Source organism: Methylobacterium crusticola (assembly GCF_003574465.1).
Classification (GTDB): Bacteria; Pseudomonadota; Alphaproteobacteria; order Rhizobiales; family Beijerinckiaceae; genus Methylobacterium; species Methylobacterium crusticola.
The window spans coordinates 1-16,507 of record NZ_QOWC01000189.1; the positions used below are offsets into that span (position 1 = coordinate 1).

Genomic DNA, 16,507 nt, shown 5'->3' on the forward strand with positions numbered 1-16,507 from the left:
CCCGCGCCCCGGGCCGGGCGCCCTCCCGGCCGGGCGGGCCGGCCGCCCGCCTCGGGCCGGCCGCCCGCCTCAGGCGGTGAGCAGGCCGAGGAGCGAGCGCGGCGTCACCCGGCGGCGGATGGCCGGCGGCACCGGGGCGACCTCGGCGACGAGGCGCTCGAAGGCGAGGTGCGCGCGGTCGATGTTGTCGGCGGTCGGCTCGGCCCGCGCCCGGACCAGGGCGCCGGCCGCCTCGTTCCAGAACCGGCAGGAGGGCCCGTGGCGGGCCGAGCCCAGATCGTAGCGGTGCAGGGCCGCGAGCCCGTCCGTGACGGTCTCGATGCACCGGATGCCGAATTCGGGATGCTTGGGGTCGAGCCAGACCACCACCGGCTCACGGAAGCTCCGACACCCCATCGCGTCCTCCAGTCCTGGCAACAACCTCCTGGAAAATTGTGATTTTCCCCAACAGGTTCCCGTCGCGGCCGGACTGTCCGCAATTGGGTTGACGCCGTCTTAAGGATGATCGGCGCTTTCTCTCCAGATTGTATGATTTGTAACGATCTACCCTTGGTTGTATCAGCGGGGCGCCGCGCGGGCGTCCGGGTCCCGGCTCTGGCGCCGGGCCTCGGGGCTCAGTACGCGTTCTCGGTCTTCAGGAGCGCCAGCGGCGTCGTCGCCAGGATCTGGATGTCGAAGAACACCGACCAGTTCTCGATGTAGTAGAGGTCGTGCTCGACGCGGCGCTGGATCTTCTCGCTCGTGTCGGTCTCGCCGCGCCAGCCGTTGACCTGCGCCCAGCCGGTGAGCCCGGGCTTGACCTTGTGGCGGGCGAAGTAGCCGTCGACGACCTGGTCGTACAGGGTGTTGGCGGCCTTGGCCTGGAGGGCGTGCGGGCGCGGCCCGACGAGGGAGAGGTCGCCCTTCACCACGTTGAGGAGCTGGGGCAGCTCGTCGAGGGAGGTCTTGCGGATGATGCGCCCGACCCGCGTCACCCGGGCGTCGCCCTTGGTCACGAGCTTGGCGGCGGCCGCGTCGCCCTGGTCGACGTACATCGACCGGAACTTGTAGACCTCGATCAGCTCGTTGTTGAAGCCGTAGCGCTTCTGGCGGAAGAAGACCGGGCCGGGCGAGGTCAGCTTCACGGCGAGGGCGACGCCGAGCATCACGGGGGAGAACAGGACCAGCATCAGGCAGCCGACCACGCGGTCGAACAGGCCCTTCACCACGACGTCCCAGTCGGCGATGGGCTTGTCGAAGACGTCGAGCACCGGGACGGAGCCGAGGTAGGAGTAGCTGCGCGGGCGCAGGCGCAGCTTGGTGGCGTGGGCCGAGAGGCGGATGTCGATCGGCAGCACCCAGAGCTTGGCCAGCATCTCGAGGATGCGCGCCTCGGCGGAGATCGGCAGGGTGAAGACGATGAGGTCGAGCTTGGTGCGGCGCGCGTACGCCACGAGGTCGCTCACGGTGCCGAGCTTCGGGTAGCCCGCCACCACGTCGGCGGAGCGGCCGTCGCTGCGGTCGTCGAACACCCCGACGATGCGCAGGCCGGAATCGCTCTGGGCCTCGAGCGCCCGGATCAGCGCCTCGGCGGGCTCGCCGCCCCCGACGATGGCGGTGCGGCGGTCGAAGCGGCCCCGCCGCATCTGCGCGCTCACCGCCAGGGCGAGGATCAGGCGCTCGGCGAGCAGCAGGCCGAGGCCCGCGGCGTAGAAGCCCGCGAGCCAGAGCCGCGAGTACTGGTCGCCGAGCTTGGCGAAGAACAGGATCGTGGCCGCGAGGAGGATCACCAGGGACCAGCCGAGCGCCACCCGCAGGCCGACGCTGAAGAAGGCCCGGAAAGCCCGGATGCCGTAGGTGCCGAGCGCCTGGAGCACCGCCAGGGTCAGGCCGGCGAGCCCCAGGATGGCCGCGACGTAGCCGAGGTTCAGGGGGACGATGCCCGAGAGCAGGCCGAGCTGGACCGCGAAGCCCGCCGCCGCCACGAGGACGAATTCGAGGGCCCGGACGCAGCCCGCGAGCACGACCGGGGAGAGGGCCGGCCCGGCCCGCGCCGGCACCACGGCCTCGGCCGGGGGCACGGCCTCGCGGGCCGGGCCGGGCCGGCCGGCCGGCGCGGCCGCCTGCTCGGCCGCCGTCTTGAGGATGTCGCGGACGTCGAACGCACTCATGGCACGGGTCCCGGTTGCGGTGTCGCGTCGCGCCGGCGGGCCGGCCGCCGGCGCCCGGCCCGCGATCCGATCGCGCCCGAACGGATCGCCGCCGCCAGAGGGACCCTGCCCGAGAGGGTTGAGGGAAGCCTTAATGGATCGCCGCGAGATCGGCGGGAAATGCGGCGCGCCGCCCCGGCGCGGGGCCGGGCGGGCGGTGCCGCGCCCTCACTCCCGGGCGCTCCGGGCCGTGGCGTAGCCGTCGAGGCCGTTCTCGGCCATCTGCTGCATCGAGAAGCGGCAGCGGATGAAGGCGCTCAGCGCCGCCGCCTCGCCGCTGCGCGCCTCGGGCGACTGGTCGAGCTTGCGCAGGATGGCGGAGGCGAGCGCGCCGACGTCGTTCGGCGGCACGAGGGCGGGGGCGGCCGGGCCGAAGATCTCCGGGATGCCGCCGACATTGGTCGAGACGAGCGGCTGGGCCGCCGCGGCCGCCTCCAGGATCACGTAGGGCAGGGATTCGGCCAGGGAGGGCACCACCATCACGCTGCCCCGGCTGAGGGCGTCGCGGATCGGCTGGGGCGGCTCGAACCGGACCGCGTCCCGCAGGCCGAGGCGGTCGACGCAGGCGCGCAGGGCCGCCTCGTCGGGCCCGGAGCCGACCACCAGCAGGCTCAGGGCGCGCCCCTGCTCCCGGCGGATGCGCGCCAGCGCCTCGAACAGCACGGGCACGCCCTTCGCCTCGCGCAGCTCGCCGATGTAGACGAGGTCGAGCGGGTCGGGAGCCGGAGTGATCGGGGCGAACTCGGCGAGGTCGATGCCGTTGTGGACGATCCGGACCAGCCGGTCGGTCGGGCCGACATAGGCGCGGTAGCGGCCCGCGATGTAGGCGCTCTCGAACAGGAACACGTCGGTGCGGCGGCTCAGGATGCCCTCGGCCGCCATGTACATCCGGTGCAGCGCGCTGCCGGGCTGGTAGTTGAAGCTGCCGCCGTGGGGCGTGTAGGCCCGGACCGGGTCCGGCCGGCCCGCGATGCCCGGCACCAGGCGGGCGTAGAGGCCGCCCTTGGATCCGTGCCCGTGCAGCACCGTCGGGGCGGCGCGGCGGATCAGGCCGTGCAGGCCGTGCAGGGCCGTGAGGTCGCGCGGATGCGGGTTGCGGCGCATCGGCACCCGGGTGAGGCCGAGGGCGAGCCGGGGCGCGAGCTCGGCCAGCACGGCCTCGGCCCGGGCGCCCCCGGTATTCGCGTCGCAGAACAGCCCGACCTCGTGCCCGGCGGCGATCTGGAGGCGCGCGACGTCGAGGACGTGGCGGAACAAGCCGCCCACCGGGGCCCGGAACACGTGCAGGATGCGCTGGCGCGGCTCCGGCGCCGGCCGCCCCGCCGGGGCGGCCGGGGCGGCCGGGAGGGGGAGCGGTGCGATGGTGCGGAGTTGGGACGCGGCCACGTGCTGGTTCCCCCAAGAGCCCTGCCGCGCGGCTGCCGCGGGACGCGGTGCGCAAGCAGGCCCATCTCGCCCGAGGGTCGTGGCCGGGAGGTTAAGGCAGCCGGGCGAAGACGAGCGATGAGGGCCGGGGATTGCCGCGTGGTTAATCGGCGGCGGGCGCCCTGGAGCCGGATCGTGCGCCCGCCGCCCGGCGGAGGACCGATGGGCCGGAAGCGGCCGGCCCCGCGCTCAGGGCGGGGCGGGCCGCATCACCCCGTCCGCGTCGCGCCGGAGGGGGGCCGGCTGCAGCGGCAGGGGGGCGCCGGGCGCCTCCGCCACGCTGACGCCGTGCGGCCAGTCCGGCGGCGCGATGGCGATGTAGCGGGCGAATCCCCCGGTGCCGCCGAGGGGCTTGGCGAAGCCGATGGCGATCAGGGCGCCGGCCTCCGGCACCTTGTCGAGGTTGGCCACGCCCTCGGCCTGGGCGAAGTTGTTGTGCATGAGCCAGGCCTCGCCCTCCAGGGTCGGCGTGGTGTCGGTGTCGAGCGGCTCGTGGCCGTGGAAGAGGATGCCGCGCTCACCGTGCAGGAACTTCAAGGCCGCGAGGCCGACGCCCGGGAACGGCTTCTGCCGGAAGCGCTCGGCGTCGGCCCAGCGCTTCGACCAGTCGGAGCGCACCATCACCACGGCCCCGGCCGGGATGCGGCCGTGCCTGGCCTCGAAGGCCGCGATGTCGGAGACCTGGAGGTGGTAGCCCTCGTCGCGGGCGACCTGAGGGGTGATGTCGATCACCGCGAGCGGCCGCAGCGTGTAGGTGGCCGGCAGGTCGCTGATCGTGGCGCCGCGCGGGTTCCAGTGGGCCGGGGGATCGAGCTGGGTGCCGTACTGGTCGGTCGGCAGGTCGTAGGCGGTCGCCACGAAGCCGTGCGCCTCGTAGGTGAAGACGTCGCCCTCCCGGACGAAGCCCTCGATCGTCCGGCCGGCCTGGGCGGCCTTGAAGCGGCCCTGGGCGAAGCCCGGCCAGACCGGCTGGACCGGCGCGAAGGCGTGGGTCAGGTCGATGTACTTCGCCTGCCTGAGCATCCGGTCGTAGAGCGTCCACAGCGCGAGGTCGTCCGCGGCGGCCGGGCGGCCGTGGAGAAGCCCCGCGAGCAAGAGGGCCCGAGCGATCGTCCGTCCCATGCCGTCACCTCCGCGCCGCGCCGCGGCACGAGAGTGCCGGCTCCGGCCTCCGGCCGCAATCCGCGGGGCTCTCAGTTGCTGGCGTTGCCGCGGTAGCAGCGGATCTCGGCCTCGGCCTGGGCGCGCCGCAGGTCCGCCACCGTGTCGTCGAACTGCTTGGTGGCGCGGAACTCGTTGGCGCGTTGGCCGATGCCCTGGCGCATGGACAGGATGGTCGAGGCCTGCACGTACTTGTCGTAGGGCAGGATCGCCGCGATGGCGTCGATCGAGCAGGCGCACTTCGTCAACGCCTCCCGGGTCTGGCCGTTGGCCGCCATGCAGCCGAAGACGTAGTCGGCCCGCGCCTCGGTGGGGTAGTCGTTGTCGTCCGCCCGGGCGCCGAGGATGCCGAGCGCGAGGGCGCCCGCCGCCAGCCCGGACTTAACCAGCACTCGGTTCATAGGTCAGCGTTTCCTGAAGCAGCGTGCCCCCGTCCGGGCCCGCGGCCCGGGCGTCGATCGAGACGATCTGGCCCGGCACCGCGGCGCAGACCACGAACGTGTAGGTGAGCGCGTCGAAGCCGCGCAGGCGGTCGCGCACCGGGTCGTCCGCGAAGGGCCTCGCGACCACGCGCCAGCCCGGCCGCCGGACGCCGCCCACCTCGACCTCCGTCGGGGTCACGACGGCGCTCTCGCGCAGGGCCCGCCGGATGGCGTTCTTGATGTAGCGCGGGTTGCCCTTCAGCACCCGGGCGAGGTCGTCGAGGTGGTGCTCGAGGAAGCGCACCAGCACCGGGTTGCCGGGGACGTCCTCGTAGGTGGCGGTCGGCATCCGGCGCGCGCCGGTGAACATCTCGACCGTCAGGTTGCGGGTCTCCGGCGTCGGCCCCGCCTCCACGGCCTCGCGGATGCGGTCCGCGACCGGCGGTCCGAAGGGGGCGCCCTCGATGCTGCTGAAGCGGGTGTAGCGGTAGCTCAGCGCCTGGCCGGGCGGGGCGTTCCCGAGCTGGTTGGTCTCGAACAGCAGCGCGGTGGCGCCGGGCGGCTCTGCGGCGCCAGGCTCCGTGGCGCTGGGCGCCGCCGCGGGGTTTGGCGCCGCCGCGGGGGCGCCCGGGACGGGCTCGGCCCGCGCCGGGGCGAGCGCGGCCGACCCCGCGAGGGCGCCGAGGAGGAGGGCCGGGATCGGGGATCTCACGCGGGGGCTCCCTCGGGCACGGCGAGGCGCGGCGCGCCGCCGATGGTGCGGTACTGGTAGTCGGGCGCCGTCGCGAGGGCCGATTCGGCGACCGCCAGGGCCTGCACCTTAGCGTGCAGGGGCGAGAGCGAGCAGGCCGGGTCGGTGGCGGCGGCGTCGCCCGCGAGCGCCAGCGCCTGGCAGCGGCAGCCGCCCCAATCCTTCTCGCGCCGGTCGCAGGAGCGGCAGGGCTCCTGCATCCAGTCGGTGCCGCGGTAGGCCGCGAAGGCCGGCGAGCGCGCCCAGATCTCCGCCAGGGAACGGTCCCGGACGTTCCAGAACTCGAGCCCGGGGATCGTCTCGGCGGCGTGGCAGGGCAGCACCTTGCCGGCGGGCGTGACGTTCATCAGGCGCCGGCCCCAGCCGCCGGCGCAGGCCTTGGGGTAGCGGGCGTAGTAGTCCGGCACCACGAGGTCGATGACGAGCTGCCCCCTGAGGCGCTCCCGCGCCGCCTCGACGATGCGGATCGAGCGGTCGACCTCGGGCTTGGCCGGCATCAGGGCGGCGCGGTTGACATAGGCCCACCCGTAATACTGCGTGTGGGCGACCTCCAGGCGCTTGGCGCCGAGCGCCACCGCGAGGTCGATGACGGCCGGCACCTCGTCGATGTTGCCGCGGTGGATGACGGCGTTCAGGGTCAGCGGCAATCCGAGGGCCGTCACCCGCTCGGCGAAGGCGAGCTTCTGCGGCTGCGCGTCCTTGAGCCCCCCGATGCGCTCGGCGTTGCGAGCCTCCGCGGCCTGGATCGAGAGCTGAACGTGGTCGAGGCCGGCGTCGTAGAGCGCGTCGAGCTTCGCCAGCGCGCCCGCGACCCCGGAGGTGATCAGGTTCGAGTAGAGGCCGAGATCGGCGCAGGCCTTCGTGATCGCCACGATGTCCTGGCGCGCCGTCGGCTCGCCGCCCGAGAGGTGGACGTGCAGCACGCCGAGCGCCGCGGCCTCGGCGAGGACCCGCTGCCAGGTCGCGGTGTCGAGCTCGACCGAGCGCCGGTCGAGCTCGAGCGGGTTCGAGCAGTAGGGGCAGCGCAGCGGGCAGCGATGCGTCAGCTCGGCGAGGAGGCCGATCGGGGCCGGCAGGGTCGGCGTGACGGCGTTCATGGGGGCGTCCTCCGGGTCGGGTTCAGGCCGGCGCCGTCTCGAGCACGCGCTTGACCATGAGGCCGTCCAGCATGGTGATGACGTCGGGCTCGATGACGGCGCGGTCGGCCTCGTAGTGCTGGGCCAGCGCGTCCGCGATCGCCCGGATGCTGCGCGCGCCGTCGACGAGGGTCAGCACCGCCACGGCGTTCTGGTCGAGGTCGAAGGTGCGCTCGGGCGCGAGCAGAACGTGGGCGTTGCGCACGGCGTCGAAGCGCATCCGCACGCCGCGCGGCAGGCGCGGCACGTCGTCGGGGGTGAGGCTCATGCGCCGCCTCCCGGGTTCGCGGCCGGCGGCCCGCCGGGTTCCTGCCGCAGGCCCTCGCCCGGGCGCCAGGCGTCCGGCGGGATCAGGCCCGGCGCCACGTACGCGAAGTAGAGCGCGTCGAGCTGCGTCCAGAGCACGCTGCACTTGAAGGTGAGGGCGGCCATCGCCTGGCGCTGCAGCTCCGGCGTGGTGGCGTGGCGCTTGACGTAGTCGAGGGCGAAGTCGGCGTCGCGGGGCGCCTGGGTCAGGCGCTTGTCGAAGTAGGCCAGGGTGTCGCGGGTGATGAAGTCGTAGTTCTTCAGCATCCCCGAGACCCGCTCGGAGATGATGGTCGGCGAGAACATCTCGGTCAGCGAGGAGGCGATGGCCTCGAGCAGCGAGCGCTCGGCGACGAAGTGCACGTAGGCCTCGACGGAGAACCGGGTGGCCGGGAGGATGCCCCGGGTCGAGAGCACGTAGGCGCGGTCGAAGCCGACGCCCTCGGCGAGCTTGAGCCAGCGCTCGATGCCCCCGTCGCCCTCGCGGTCCCCGTCGTGGTCGACGATGCGCTGGCGCCAGATGCGGCGCAGCGCCGCGTCCGGCATCCGGGCCAGCACCGCGGCGTCCTTCACCGGGATCATGGCCTGGTAGCAGTAGCGGTTGAGGGCCCAGGCCCGGACCTGGTCCTTGTTCAACTGGCCGTCGTGCAGCAGGCGATGGAAAGGGTGCAGGTTGTGGTAGCGACGCGCCCCGATGTCGCGCAGGGCCGCCTCGAGCTCGTCCGGGGAGAGCAGGCGCTCCGCGGGCTCGGGCGGGGACGGGGGCGGGGGCATGAAGGCGGTCATGGCGTGATCGTCAGCCTGGCGTGTCTCGGTCGCGGGCCGCCCGGAACACCGGCGCGGGGAGCGGGACTCTGATCCCTCGGCAGGGCCGGTCAAGGGCCACCAAGGTCTCCCGGGGAAGCGGTTGCGTGGCCGGCGCGCGTCGGCGGGCGCCTCACAGGCTGAGCGTCAGCCCGTCGCGGGCCACCGTCCAGCCGGCCGCCTCGACGGCGCGGCGCGCCTCCGAGGCCTCCACCAGCACCGGGTTGGTGTTGTTGATGTGGACGAAGACGCGCCGGCCGATGGGCACGGCGGCGAGGCCCGCGATGGCGCCGCCCTCGCCGGTCATCGGCACGTGGCCCATGCGCCAGCCGGTCTTGGTGCCGACGCCCGCCCGGATCATGTCGTCGTCCGCCAGGACCGTGCCGTCGAACAGGAGCGCGTCGACGCCCGCGAGGCGGTCCCTCAGGTCGTCGGTGATGCGGGCGCAGCCGGGCACGTAGGCGAGGCGCCGGCCCGACGCCGCGATCATCGCGCCGACCGTGGTCTCGGTCTCGGCGCCGATCTCCGGGACTCCGTCCTCGAGCCAGAGCGGGACCTTGCCGGGCACCGGGAACAGCGTCACGGCGAGGCCGGGCACCGGCTCGAAGGTCTCGTTCAGGCCGATCTCGCCGCGCTCCACCACGCCGGCCGCCAGCACGTCGAAGACGCGGTTCAGGGCCAGGGATTCGAGGATGCTGCGCGTGGCGTGCAGGCGGAAGGGCTGGCCCTCGCGCAAGGTGAGGAGGCCCGCGACGTGGTCGACGTCGCCGTTGGTGAGGAGCACCGCCTCGACGGGAGAGTGCCGCAGACCGGCGCGGGGGTGCAGCGCCGGGGTCTCGCAGAGCTGCTGGCGGATGTCCGGCGAGGCGTTGATCAGGAGCCAGCGCTCGCCGTCCGGCGAGACCGCCAGGCTCGACTGCGTGCGGGGCAGGACGCGGCGGTCGCCCGACCGGGCCAGGGTGCAGATCGGGCAGCGGCAGTTCCACTGCGGAACCCCGCCGCCGGCCGCGGAGCCGAGGATGATCGCCTGCATGGCTGTCTCGGGTCAGCGCGGCGCCATCCCGGCCGGCACGGCCGCGTCAGTTGAAGGGATCGATCTCGGCCGACTCGTAGCTCGTGACTTCCATGCCGACGCAGATCTCGGCGACGACGGGCAGGGACCACTTCATGGCGTTTCTCCTCGGTTCGCGGCGGCGGACGCGCCGTCCGCGCGGGGGGCCCGCGGGACGGCGCCGGAGCGGGCCCTCAGTTGAAGGGATCGATCTCGGCCGACTCGTAGCTCGTGACTTCCATGCCGACACAGACCTCGGCGACGACGGGCATCGACCACTTCATGGCGTTTCTCCTCGGTGGGAGGATCCTCATAAGAAGATCCTAAGACGTTGAGATGACAGCGTTTTCTGTCACCCAGGATATATCGGCAATCCGCCCCGGGAGCGCAAGAGGTATTTTGCCGACGGCGCCGGCGCCGTCACCCGGAAGGCGGCGCAAGGCTGTCGTATTGTGCCGATTCCTGCCGATCCGCCGCGGGGTTAGGGCCGGTGGATCGCGCGCGAAATAATTTTGTCACTGGCGGAATCCGGCCTCGCGCAGGTCGAGCATGAAGCCGCGGCCGCGCACCGTGACGATGGTCGGCCCGCCGAGGCGGACGATGTCGCCGAGCTTGGTGCGCAGGTAGCCGACGTAGACGTCGACGACGTTGAGCGAGAGGCCCCCTTGCGTCGCCCAGAGCCGGTCGAAGATGTCGCCCCGGGTGACGGGGCGGCTCGCCTGCTCCATCAGGACGGCGAGGAGCTCCGCCTCGCGCTGGGTGAGGCGGGCGGTGGCCTCGCAGAAGCGCACCTGCCGGGTCGCGAGGTCGAGGGAGAGGCGCCCGGCGGTCAGCAGCGTGCGGGCCTCGCCGGTGCTGCGGCGGCGCTGGAGGTGGGTGCGCAGGCGCGCCAGCAGCTCGTCGAACACGAACGGCTTCACGATGTAGTCGTCGGCCCCGACCGCGAGGCCGTCGACCCGGTCGCCGACCTCGTCCTTGGCGCTCAGGAACAGGATCGGGCCCGGGTAGCCGCCCTCGCGCAGGGAGCGGCAGACGTCGTGGCCCGAGCCGTCCGGCAGCATGCTGTCGAGGAGCACCGCCTCGGGCACGCGCTCGCGGGCGGCGGCGAGCGCCTCGTCGACGCCGCCGGCCAGATCGACCGTGAAGCCCTCCGCGCTGAGGCCGCGCGCCAGCATGGCGCGGATGTCGCCGTCGTCCTCGACGACGAGCACGCTCGTCGTCATGCGCGCGCCCTCGCGCCCGGTCGCTCGCTCACCCGGTGCCCTCCCTCGCGGCAGGCGCCCGACGGGGCCCGGACGGCCCGTCGCGACGCATGCGGCCACTCCCTAGCCCAGGGCCGCCCTCGTCCCGGCCGGGACGGCGGCGGCGCCCGTCTCGTCGCCCGGCAGCTCCAGGGTGACCCGGGCTCCCGGCGCGTCCGCACCGCCCGAACCGAGGCGGATCGTGCCATCATGGCGCTCAACGACCCAGCGCGCCAGAGCGAGCCCGATCCCGAAGCCCTGGGCCGGGGACGAGGCGCCGCCGCGGCGGAAGCGCTCGAACAGCGCCTCGGCCTCGGCCGGGAAGCCCGGGCCGTCGTCCGCGACCGTGATCTCGGCGCCGGCCGGGCTCGGCCGGAAGCCGACCCGGACCCGCGTGGCCCCGGCGGCGTGGCGCAGGGCGTTGTCGATCAGCCCCTCGACGACCTGGCGCAGCCACTCGGGATCGGCCCGGACCTCGAGGTCGGCCCGGCTCGCCTCGAGCGCCAGGTCGATGCGCCGCCGCCGCGCCTCGGGCAGGCAGCTCTCGACCGCCTCGGCCAGGATCGCCCCGAGGCAGACGGGCCGCGGCTCCAGCTCGATCTGGCCGGATTCGGAGCGGGCGATGCGCAGCATGTCGCCGACCCGCCGGTGCAGGCGCAGGGCCCGCTTGCGGATGGTGGCGATCACCGGGCGGAACGCCTCGGGCGTGTCGGGGGAGCGGGCCGCGAGGTCGCACTCGCCGAGGATGACCGTGAGGGGCGTGCGCAGCTCGTGGCTCACGTCGGCGAAGAAGCGCCGGCGCGAGGTGTCGATCTCCTCGAGGCGGGCGTTGGCGGCCCGCAGGTCCGCGGTGGCGCGCGCCACGGTCTCCTCCAGGGCGGCCCGGTCGGCGGCGATGCGGGTCTCCCGGCGCTTCAGCCGCGCGGCCATCCGGTTGAAGCTCGCGACGAGGAGGCCGAGCTCGTCGCGGCTCGCCACCGGCAGGCGGGTGTCGAGCTCGCCCCGGCCGATCGCGCCGGCGCCGGCGCGGATGTCCTCGATGCGCTGGAGGATCGGCCGGGTCAGCGTGCGGTGGACCAGCAGCAGCAGGACGACGACCAGGACCGCCGCCGCGAGGGCGATGCCGCGCATGCGGGCCGCCAGGGCCCGGACCTCGGCGGCGGAGGCCTCGACGGCGCGGCGCTCGGCCTCGACCAGGAAGGTGAGGGGCGGGCCGGTGACCGCCCCGAAGGCGTTGAGGGCGCCCCGGATGCCGTCGCCGCGCTTGCCCGGGTCCGGCTCGCGCTGGATCTGCGCCACCTGGCGGTCGAGCATCGCCCGGGCGGCGCGCAGGCGCGCCAGCGGCCGGGAGCGGGCCGTGTACTGGGTGCGGTCGAGGATCCCGGAGGAGCCCGCGATGGCGCGGCTGAGGCCGTCGTCGACGGCGGTCAGCGCCCGGTCGACCTCGTTGCGGGCATTGACGAGCCGCTCGGGCCGGCCGGGGGCGTCGCCGACCGCCTCGACCGAGGCGAGGCCGAACTCGGTCAGGCGGCCGGACAGCTCGGCGATCAGCTCCAGGCGCACCTGGGCGTCGAGGGTGGCGTCCAGGGTGCGCTCCGCCGTGTGGAGCGACCCGTAGAGCCCGCCGGCCGCCAGCACCACGAGCACCGCCGCGCACCCGACGAGCAGCCCGAACCGTACCCTGAGCGACCCCATCCCGGCGCCGTCCTCCCTCCCGAGGCGCGCATCCTGCCACAGGGAAGCCGGCCGGCGCGACCCGGACCCCGAGTCGCGATGGCAAGGAACCAGTTGCGACGGCGCCGAACCGACGGCCGCGGCGCTGCCGGCTGGTGTTCGACGCGCCGGCGCAGGGGCCGGCCCGCCGCTGCGCGCCCTGAGGGCGGCGGCGTGCCGCCCGCGCGGCCCGGGGCGGCCCCGGCGGGACCCGGCGCTCAGCCCGCCGGCGCGAACAGTTCCCCCTTGCCCAGGGTCGCGAGGTCGCCGGCCCGCCGCAGGAGCGGCGCGCGGGCGAGGTCCGCGTGGCGCGCCGACAGGGGCTCGAGCGCCTTCGCCAGCAGGCGCAGGACCACGAGGTCCTGGCGCCCGGTCTCCACGAAGGTCGGCAGCAGGGCGCCGTGCCGGCGGGCGACGAGCGTGCCCCGGCGCATGCCGTAGCCGGGGTGGTCGCCGAGGGTCTCGGCCACGATCGTGCCGGCGATCATCCGGGCGCCCGCATGGGCTCCGGCCGTCTCCGCCAGGATCAGACCGGCGCGCATGCGGTCCCCGAGCCGGTCGCCGGCCCGGCCGCCGACGACCAGGGTGGCGCCGTCGAGCCCCGCCGCGGCGCCGTGCACCGCGCCGCCGGCGCTCTCGCCCGCGTCCCCGTCGATCCGGATGAGGCCGCCCCGGGCCCCGGTGCCCGCGAAGGGCCCGGCGGAGCCGGCGACGCGGAGCGCGCCGCCGGTCATGCCGGCCCCCAGGCACTGGCCGACGTCGCCCTCGACCACGATCCGGCCGGCCGCGAGCCCCGCCCCGACCCGGTCGAGGCGCTCGGCCCCGCCGACGAGGCGCAGCTCCTCGCCGCCGTCGAGGGAGACCGAGAAGCAATCCCCGAGCACGAGCCCGCGGCGGCCGGTGCCGACGGGGAGGCGCGCGGCCTGCGCCTCCGACAGCCCCGCGAGACCGGCGGGCGTGACGCCCGAGAGGTCGAGGCGCTCCGGCGGCGCCTGACGCAGCGTGAGGACGCTCACCGGTGCACCCCGCCTCTCATGCGCCGGCCCCTCTTGCGCCCGCCCCTCATGCGCCCGCCCCCAGCAGGTCCCGGAGGTGGAAGTGGTGGCGGCCGAGGCTGCCGCCGTAATTGCCGGCCGTGACCGAGACGAGGCCGAGGGCGCCCCCCGCGGCGGCGGCGGCGTGGAGCGCCGCCCGCATGGCGGCGGCCACCGCCCCGGCCGAGAGCCCGTCGATGACGATCTCCAGGACCACGTCGACCTCCGGCGGCAGGGCCGAGCCGGCCCGCCCCTTCAGGGTCGGGCAGTAGGCGTCGTTGGTCGAGGCCATCATGCCCCTGGTGCGGGCGCCGACCTTCGAGCCCGAGCGCACGACCCCGCCCGGGAAGGGCAGGATCACGTCGGGCACCCGGCGCGCCGCCGCGACGGCGAGCTCGGCCACCTTGAGGGTGTCGCCGAAGCGACGGCCGAGGAACAGGAGGTTGCCGCCCCCGACCGCCCCCTGGATGGTCGGCACGGAATGCTCGCACAGGAACTCGCCGTCCATCACGGGCGTGCGCCAGTAGCGCCGGCCGCCGAGGCGCTTGGCCACCGCGAAGCCGTCGCCGAAGTAGCGGATCGCCCCGCCGAGCTTGAGCGCCTTGCCGGCCTGCGGGTCGTCCCAGGCGATGCCGGCGAAGCAGGCGCTGCCCGGGGCGGTGAGCACGCACTGCCCGACCCGGCGCAGGAGCTGGTCCTTCAGGCCGCCGGCATCGAAGCCGAACAGCAGCACGCGGACGCCCGGGCGCCCGTCCGGGGTCTCGTCGGGGGAGAGCACCGCGTCGATGCCGGCCTCGGCCCCGCAGCCGATCACCGAGGTGGCGAAGCCCGTCATGGTGGTGGCGGCGATCATCGCCCAGGGGGCGGTCTCGGCGGTGAGCACCAGGGCGGTGCCGGCCATGTCGAAGGCCTCCGCGAAGGTGTCCTCGACCCGGATGCCGTGGAGGGTCAGGTCCGGCATGCCACCGCCTCGAACGCCGGCCGGTCGCCGAAGGCCGCGTCCGGCACCGCGAAGCTCGCGAGCCCGGCGCCGAAGCGGTCCTGCAGGTAGGCGTCGGCCCGCCGGGCCATGCCGGCATCGGCGGCCACGCGGAGCTCGAGCGTGCGGCCGCAGCGCCAGGACACCACGACGCCGTCCTCCACGATCACCTCGCCGTCCTTGAGGACCCGGTGGGCGGCCGAGAACATCGCGGTGCGGTCCGGCTGGTCCCGGTAGACGGCGACGTCGGCCCGGGCCCCCGGGCGCAGGTGGCCGCGGTCGAGGAGGCCGAGGAGCTTGGCCGGGCCCGACCGGGTGAGCTGCGCCACCTCCGAGAGGGTGTATTCCCGCTCGATCGCGGGCAGGCCGGAGCGCTCGGCCGCGACCCGCGGGTGGCCGGCGAGCTCCCGGTCGCGGGCCTCCTTGTCCATCAGGAGGTGCAGGATGCGCGGATAGGCCGTGAAGGGGCCGCCGTTCGGGTGGTCCGTGGTGAGGATCGTGCGCTCGGGATCGGGCGAGAGCAGCATGAGCTCGAGGCCGATCGCGAATTGCAGCGAGGAGGTCGGGCCCCGGTCGCGGTAGCGGAACGGCACGACGCCGCCGCCCTCCGCGTCGCCGGCGTGGAGGATCCACCTGCGCGGCGTGGCGGCCTTGCGGCCGGAGAACTGGCGCAGGATGTCGAGCGAGAGGGTGACGGTCTGGCCGAACACCACCTGGCCGACGTCGAGCGTGGCGTTGGGGTGGCGGGCCAGCGCCTCGGCGATGCGCGGGGCCGCCGACGCGAAGCCGCCGGTGAGCGGGTTCTCGGGGTCGAGCGCCGCGTAGGCGTAGAACTGGGCGTGGGCGAAGTGGATGCGGCGCCCGCCCGCCGCCTCCAGGGTCTCGACCAGGCTGTCGTCGGCGCCCGGGAGCCCGAGGTTGCTGCAATGGACGTGCAGCGGGTGGGGCACGCCGAGCGCCTCGACGGCGTCCAGGAGCCCGTCGAGGATCGCGCGCGACGTGAGGCCGTAGGCCGGCACCGCGTCGTCGAGGGAGAAGCGCACGGCGCCGTCCTTGAAGGCGTCGGCGCCGCCGGCGTTGATGACCTTGACCCCGAGCGCCCGCGAGGTCGCGAGGTTGAGCGCCACGAGGTCGCGCACCGCCTCGGCGCCCGCGCCGTCGCGCAGGAGCTGGAGCAGGTGGTCGTCGTTGCCCATCACGCACAGCCCGCCCCGGTCGAGGAGCGGGATGTCGGCGAGCTGGAGCTGGGTCGCCAGGGCGTTGGCCGGGGGCATCGCCGGCTCGACCGCCGTGGTGTAGCCCATCCGGGCGTAGAGGGCGCCGATCTCGGCGCCCGAGCCGTGCGGGTTGAGGGCGCCGGGCTCGCTCAGGCCGAGCTCGGGCAGCAGCAGGCGCGACAGCACCACGTTGCCGCCGGCGATGTGCGAGTGCACCTCGATGCCGCCCGCCATCACGACGCAGCCCGAGGCGTCGACCGTGCGGTCCGGGACGCGGTCGGAGGGGCCGACGATGCGGCCGTCCTCGATCCAGACGTCGCTGACGGCGTCGCGCCCGGCGGTCGGATCGACCACCCGGCCGCCGGCGATGCGGGTCAACATGAGGCGGGGCTCTCCGGGCTGGCGGGAATCCGGTCGTGGAGGGCGCCGAGGACGTCGGCGGCCGGGGGGACCGGCCCGGCCCGCGCGGCCGGCTGCCAGGCGATCGCGGCGCGGCCGGGATGCCAGAGGGCGCCGCCGACGCCCTCGCCCGGCACCCCGACGGCGATCACCACGGCGGCCTCGTCGCCGGCGGCCCGCCCGAGGAGCGCGACGGTCGGCAGGGCCCGGATCCAGGACGGGCGCGGGACCGGCAGCGTGGCGAGCCAGAGGGCGGCGTCCACCTCGCCGGAGGCCGCCTGCCGGGCGCTGTCGAAGCGCCAGGGATCGTGCTCGGGACGCCCGCGGCCGAAGCCGACCCGCGGCGCCTGCCCGGTGGTCCAGGCGGAGACCTGCGCCACCGCGCTTCCCTGGTGGGGATCGCCGAGGGACAGGGCGAAGCAGCGGGTCGTCTCGGACACGTCGCGCACGAGCCCGTTGAGCATCTCGACCGCCAGGGCGCCGATCTCGGCCGGATCGTACAGGACCACGCCGTAGAGCGCGGCGCGCAAGCGGTCGGCGAGGTCCGAGAGGGCGTGGGGGCCCGCGACCCGGCCGGCCGCGAGGCCGCGCAGGAGGCCGATGGCCGGCCCGAGCCCGCCCTCGCCCGCCGGGTACGCCACGGCCGCGCCGGGCTGGCCGGCCCCGCCCGGGGCCGGAC

15 protein-coding genes and 2 pseudogenes are annotated in these 16,507 nt (G+C 75.0%); all 17 read right to left on the reverse strand.

What is annotated here, in order from left to right; genetic code table 11:
- Positions 1–69 precede the first annotated feature (69 nt).
- The gene (locus DT057_RS29230; protein WP_128565585.1) at positions 70–396 is read right to left on the reverse strand and encodes a hypothetical protein; all 327 of its coding nucleotides are present in this window, start codon (positions 394–396) and stop codon (positions 70–72) included.
- A gap of 218 nt (positions 397–614) precedes the next feature.
- A complete protein-coding gene (locus DT057_RS29235) occupies positions 615–2,150 on the reverse strand; it encodes an undecaprenyl-phosphate glucose phosphotransferase (RefSeq protein ID WP_128565586.1) in 1,536 nt (511 codons plus the stop codon).
- A 207-nt stretch (positions 2,151–2,357) separates the two neighbouring features.
- Positions 2,358–3,575, reverse strand: a complete 1,218-nt coding sequence (locus tag DT057_RS29240; RefSeq protein ID WP_128565587.1) for a glycosyltransferase family 4 protein — start codon at positions 3,573–3,575, stop codon at positions 2,358–2,360.
- A 228-nt stretch (positions 3,576–3,803) separates the two neighbouring features.
- Positions 3,804–4,736 (reverse strand): cyclase family protein, encoded by a 933-nt coding sequence (locus DT057_RS29245; RefSeq protein WP_128565588.1) that lies wholly within the window; start codon positions 4,734–4,736, stop codon positions 3,804–3,806.
- Positions 4,737–4,807: 71 nt separating this feature from the next.
- Positions 4,808–5,176, reverse strand: a complete 369-nt coding sequence (locus tag DT057_RS29250; RefSeq protein WP_128565589.1) for a hypothetical protein — start codon at positions 5,174–5,176, stop codon at positions 4,808–4,810.
- Complete coding sequence (locus tag DT057_RS29255; protein WP_128565590.1) at positions 5,157–5,909, reverse strand: hypothetical protein; 753 nt, start codon at positions 5,907–5,909, stop codon at positions 5,157–5,159. Before DT057_RS29255 ends, DT057_RS29250 begins: the two co-directional genes overlap by 20 nt.
- Positions 5,906–7,045: a pyrroloquinoline quinone biosynthesis protein PqqE gene (gene pqqE, locus DT057_RS29260; protein WP_128565591.1), complete on the reverse strand. Its 1,140-nt coding sequence runs from the start codon at positions 7,043–7,045 to the stop codon at positions 5,906–5,908. The genes DT057_RS29255 and pqqE overlap by 4 nt, the downstream gene beginning before the upstream one ends.
- A 22-nt stretch (positions 7,046–7,067) precedes the next feature.
- A pseudogene (gene pqqC / locus DT057_RS29270) lies at positions 7,068–8,176 on the reverse strand (pyrroloquinoline-quinone synthase PqqC).
- 151 nt (positions 8,177–8,327) lie between these two features.
- Positions 8,328–9,227 (reverse strand): pyrroloquinoline quinone biosynthesis protein PqqB, encoded by a 900-nt coding sequence (pqqB, locus tag DT057_RS29275; protein WP_128565594.1) that lies wholly within the window; start codon positions 9,225–9,227, stop codon positions 8,328–8,330.
- Positions 9,228–9,273: 46 nt separating this feature from the next.
- Positions 9,274–9,363, reverse strand: a complete 90-nt coding sequence (pqqA, locus tag DT057_RS29280) for a pyrroloquinoline quinone precursor peptide PqqA (RefSeq protein WP_048451225.1) — start codon at positions 9,361–9,363, stop codon at positions 9,274–9,276.
- A 76-nt stretch (positions 9,364–9,439) separates the two neighbouring features.
- Positions 9,440–9,529 carry a pyrroloquinoline quinone precursor peptide PqqA gene (gene pqqA / locus DT057_RS29285; RefSeq protein WP_048426854.1) on the reverse strand — a complete coding sequence of 30 codons (90 nt, stop codon included), beginning with the start codon at positions 9,527–9,529 and terminating at the stop codon, positions 9,440–9,442.
- 231 nt (positions 9,530–9,760) lie between these two features.
- Positions 9,761–10,468 (reverse strand): response regulator transcription factor, encoded by a 708-nt coding sequence (locus DT057_RS29290; RefSeq protein ID WP_128565595.1) that lies wholly within the window; start codon positions 10,466–10,468, stop codon positions 9,761–9,763.
- Positions 10,469–10,570: 102 nt separating this feature from the next.
- Positions 10,571–12,181, reverse strand: coding sequence for a sensor histidine kinase (locus tag DT057_RS29295; RefSeq protein WP_128565596.1), 1,611 nt, complete (start codon positions 12,179–12,181; stop codon positions 10,571–10,573).
- Positions 12,182–12,417: 236 nt separating this feature from the next.
- Entirely contained in the window at positions 12,418–13,215 is a 798-nt protein-coding gene (locus tag DT057_RS29300) for a formylmethanofuran dehydrogenase subunit C (RefSeq protein WP_128565597.1), read from the reverse strand.
- A gap of 46 nt (positions 13,216–13,261) precedes the next feature.
- The gene (gene fhcD / locus DT057_RS29305; protein WP_128565598.1) at positions 13,262–14,194 is read right to left on the reverse strand and encodes a formylmethanofuran--tetrahydromethanopterin N-formyltransferase; all 933 of its coding nucleotides are present in this window, start codon (positions 14,192–14,194) and stop codon (positions 13,262–13,264) included.
- Positions 14,182–15,810 carry a formylmethanofuran dehydrogenase subunit A gene (locus tag DT057_RS29310; protein WP_128565599.1) on the reverse strand — a complete coding sequence of 543 codons (1,629 nt, stop codon included), beginning with the start codon at positions 15,808–15,810 and terminating at the stop codon, positions 14,182–14,184. The genes fhcD and DT057_RS29310 overlap by 13 nt, the downstream gene beginning before the upstream one ends.
- Positions 15,804–16,507 (reverse strand): annotated as a pseudogene (locus tag DT057_RS35690) (formyltransferase); the annotation flags it as partial. The pseudogene DT057_RS35690 and the gene DT057_RS29310, both read right to left, overlap by 7 nt.

Bases quoted from the DNA above. Each gene is read 5' to 3' on its own strand.
- DT057_RS29310 (WP_128565599.1), bottom strand. From the start codon at position 15,810: ATGTTGACCCGCATCGCCGGCGGCCGGGTGGTCGATCCGACCGCCGGG.
- fhcD (WP_128565598.1), bottom strand. From the start codon at position 14,194: ATGCCGGACCTGACCCTCCACGGCATCCGGGTCGAGGACACCTTCGCG.
- DT057_RS29295 (WP_128565596.1), bottom strand. From the start codon at position 12,181: ATGGGGTCGCTCAGGGTACGGTTCGGGCTGCTCGTCGGGTGCGCGGCG.
- DT057_RS29235 (WP_128565586.1), bottom strand. From the start codon at position 2,150: ATGAGTGCGTTCGACGTCCGCGACATCCTCAAGACGGCGGCCGAGCAG.
- pqqA (WP_048426854.1), bottom strand. From the start codon at position 9,529: ATGAAGTGGTCGATGCCCGTCGTCGCCGAGGTCTGTGTCGGCATGGAA.
- DT057_RS29230 (WP_128565585.1), bottom strand. From the start codon at position 396: ATGGGGTGTCGGAGCTTCCGTGAGCCGGTGGTGGTCTGGCTCGACCCC.
- DT057_RS29290 (WP_128565595.1), bottom strand. From the start codon at position 10,468: ATGACGACGAGCGTGCTCGTCGTCGAGGACGACGGCGACATCCGCGCC.
- pqqB (WP_128565594.1), bottom strand. From the start codon at position 9,227: ATGCAGGCGATCATCCTCGGCTCCGCGGCCGGCGGCGGGGTTCCGCAG.
- pqqE (WP_128565591.1), bottom strand. From the start codon at position 7,045: ATGAACGCCGTCACGCCGACCCTGCCGGCCCCGATCGGCCTCCTCGCC.
- pqqA (WP_048451225.1), bottom strand. From the start codon at position 9,363: ATGAAGTGGTCCCTGCCCGTCGTCGCCGAGATCTGCGTCGGCATGGAA.
- DT057_RS29250 (WP_128565589.1), bottom strand. From the start codon at position 5,176: ATGAACCGAGTGCTGGTTAAGTCCGGGCTGGCGGCGGGCGCCCTCGCG.
- DT057_RS29245 (WP_128565588.1), bottom strand. From the start codon at position 4,736: ATGGGACGGACGATCGCTCGGGCCCTCTTGCTCGCGGGGCTTCTCCAC.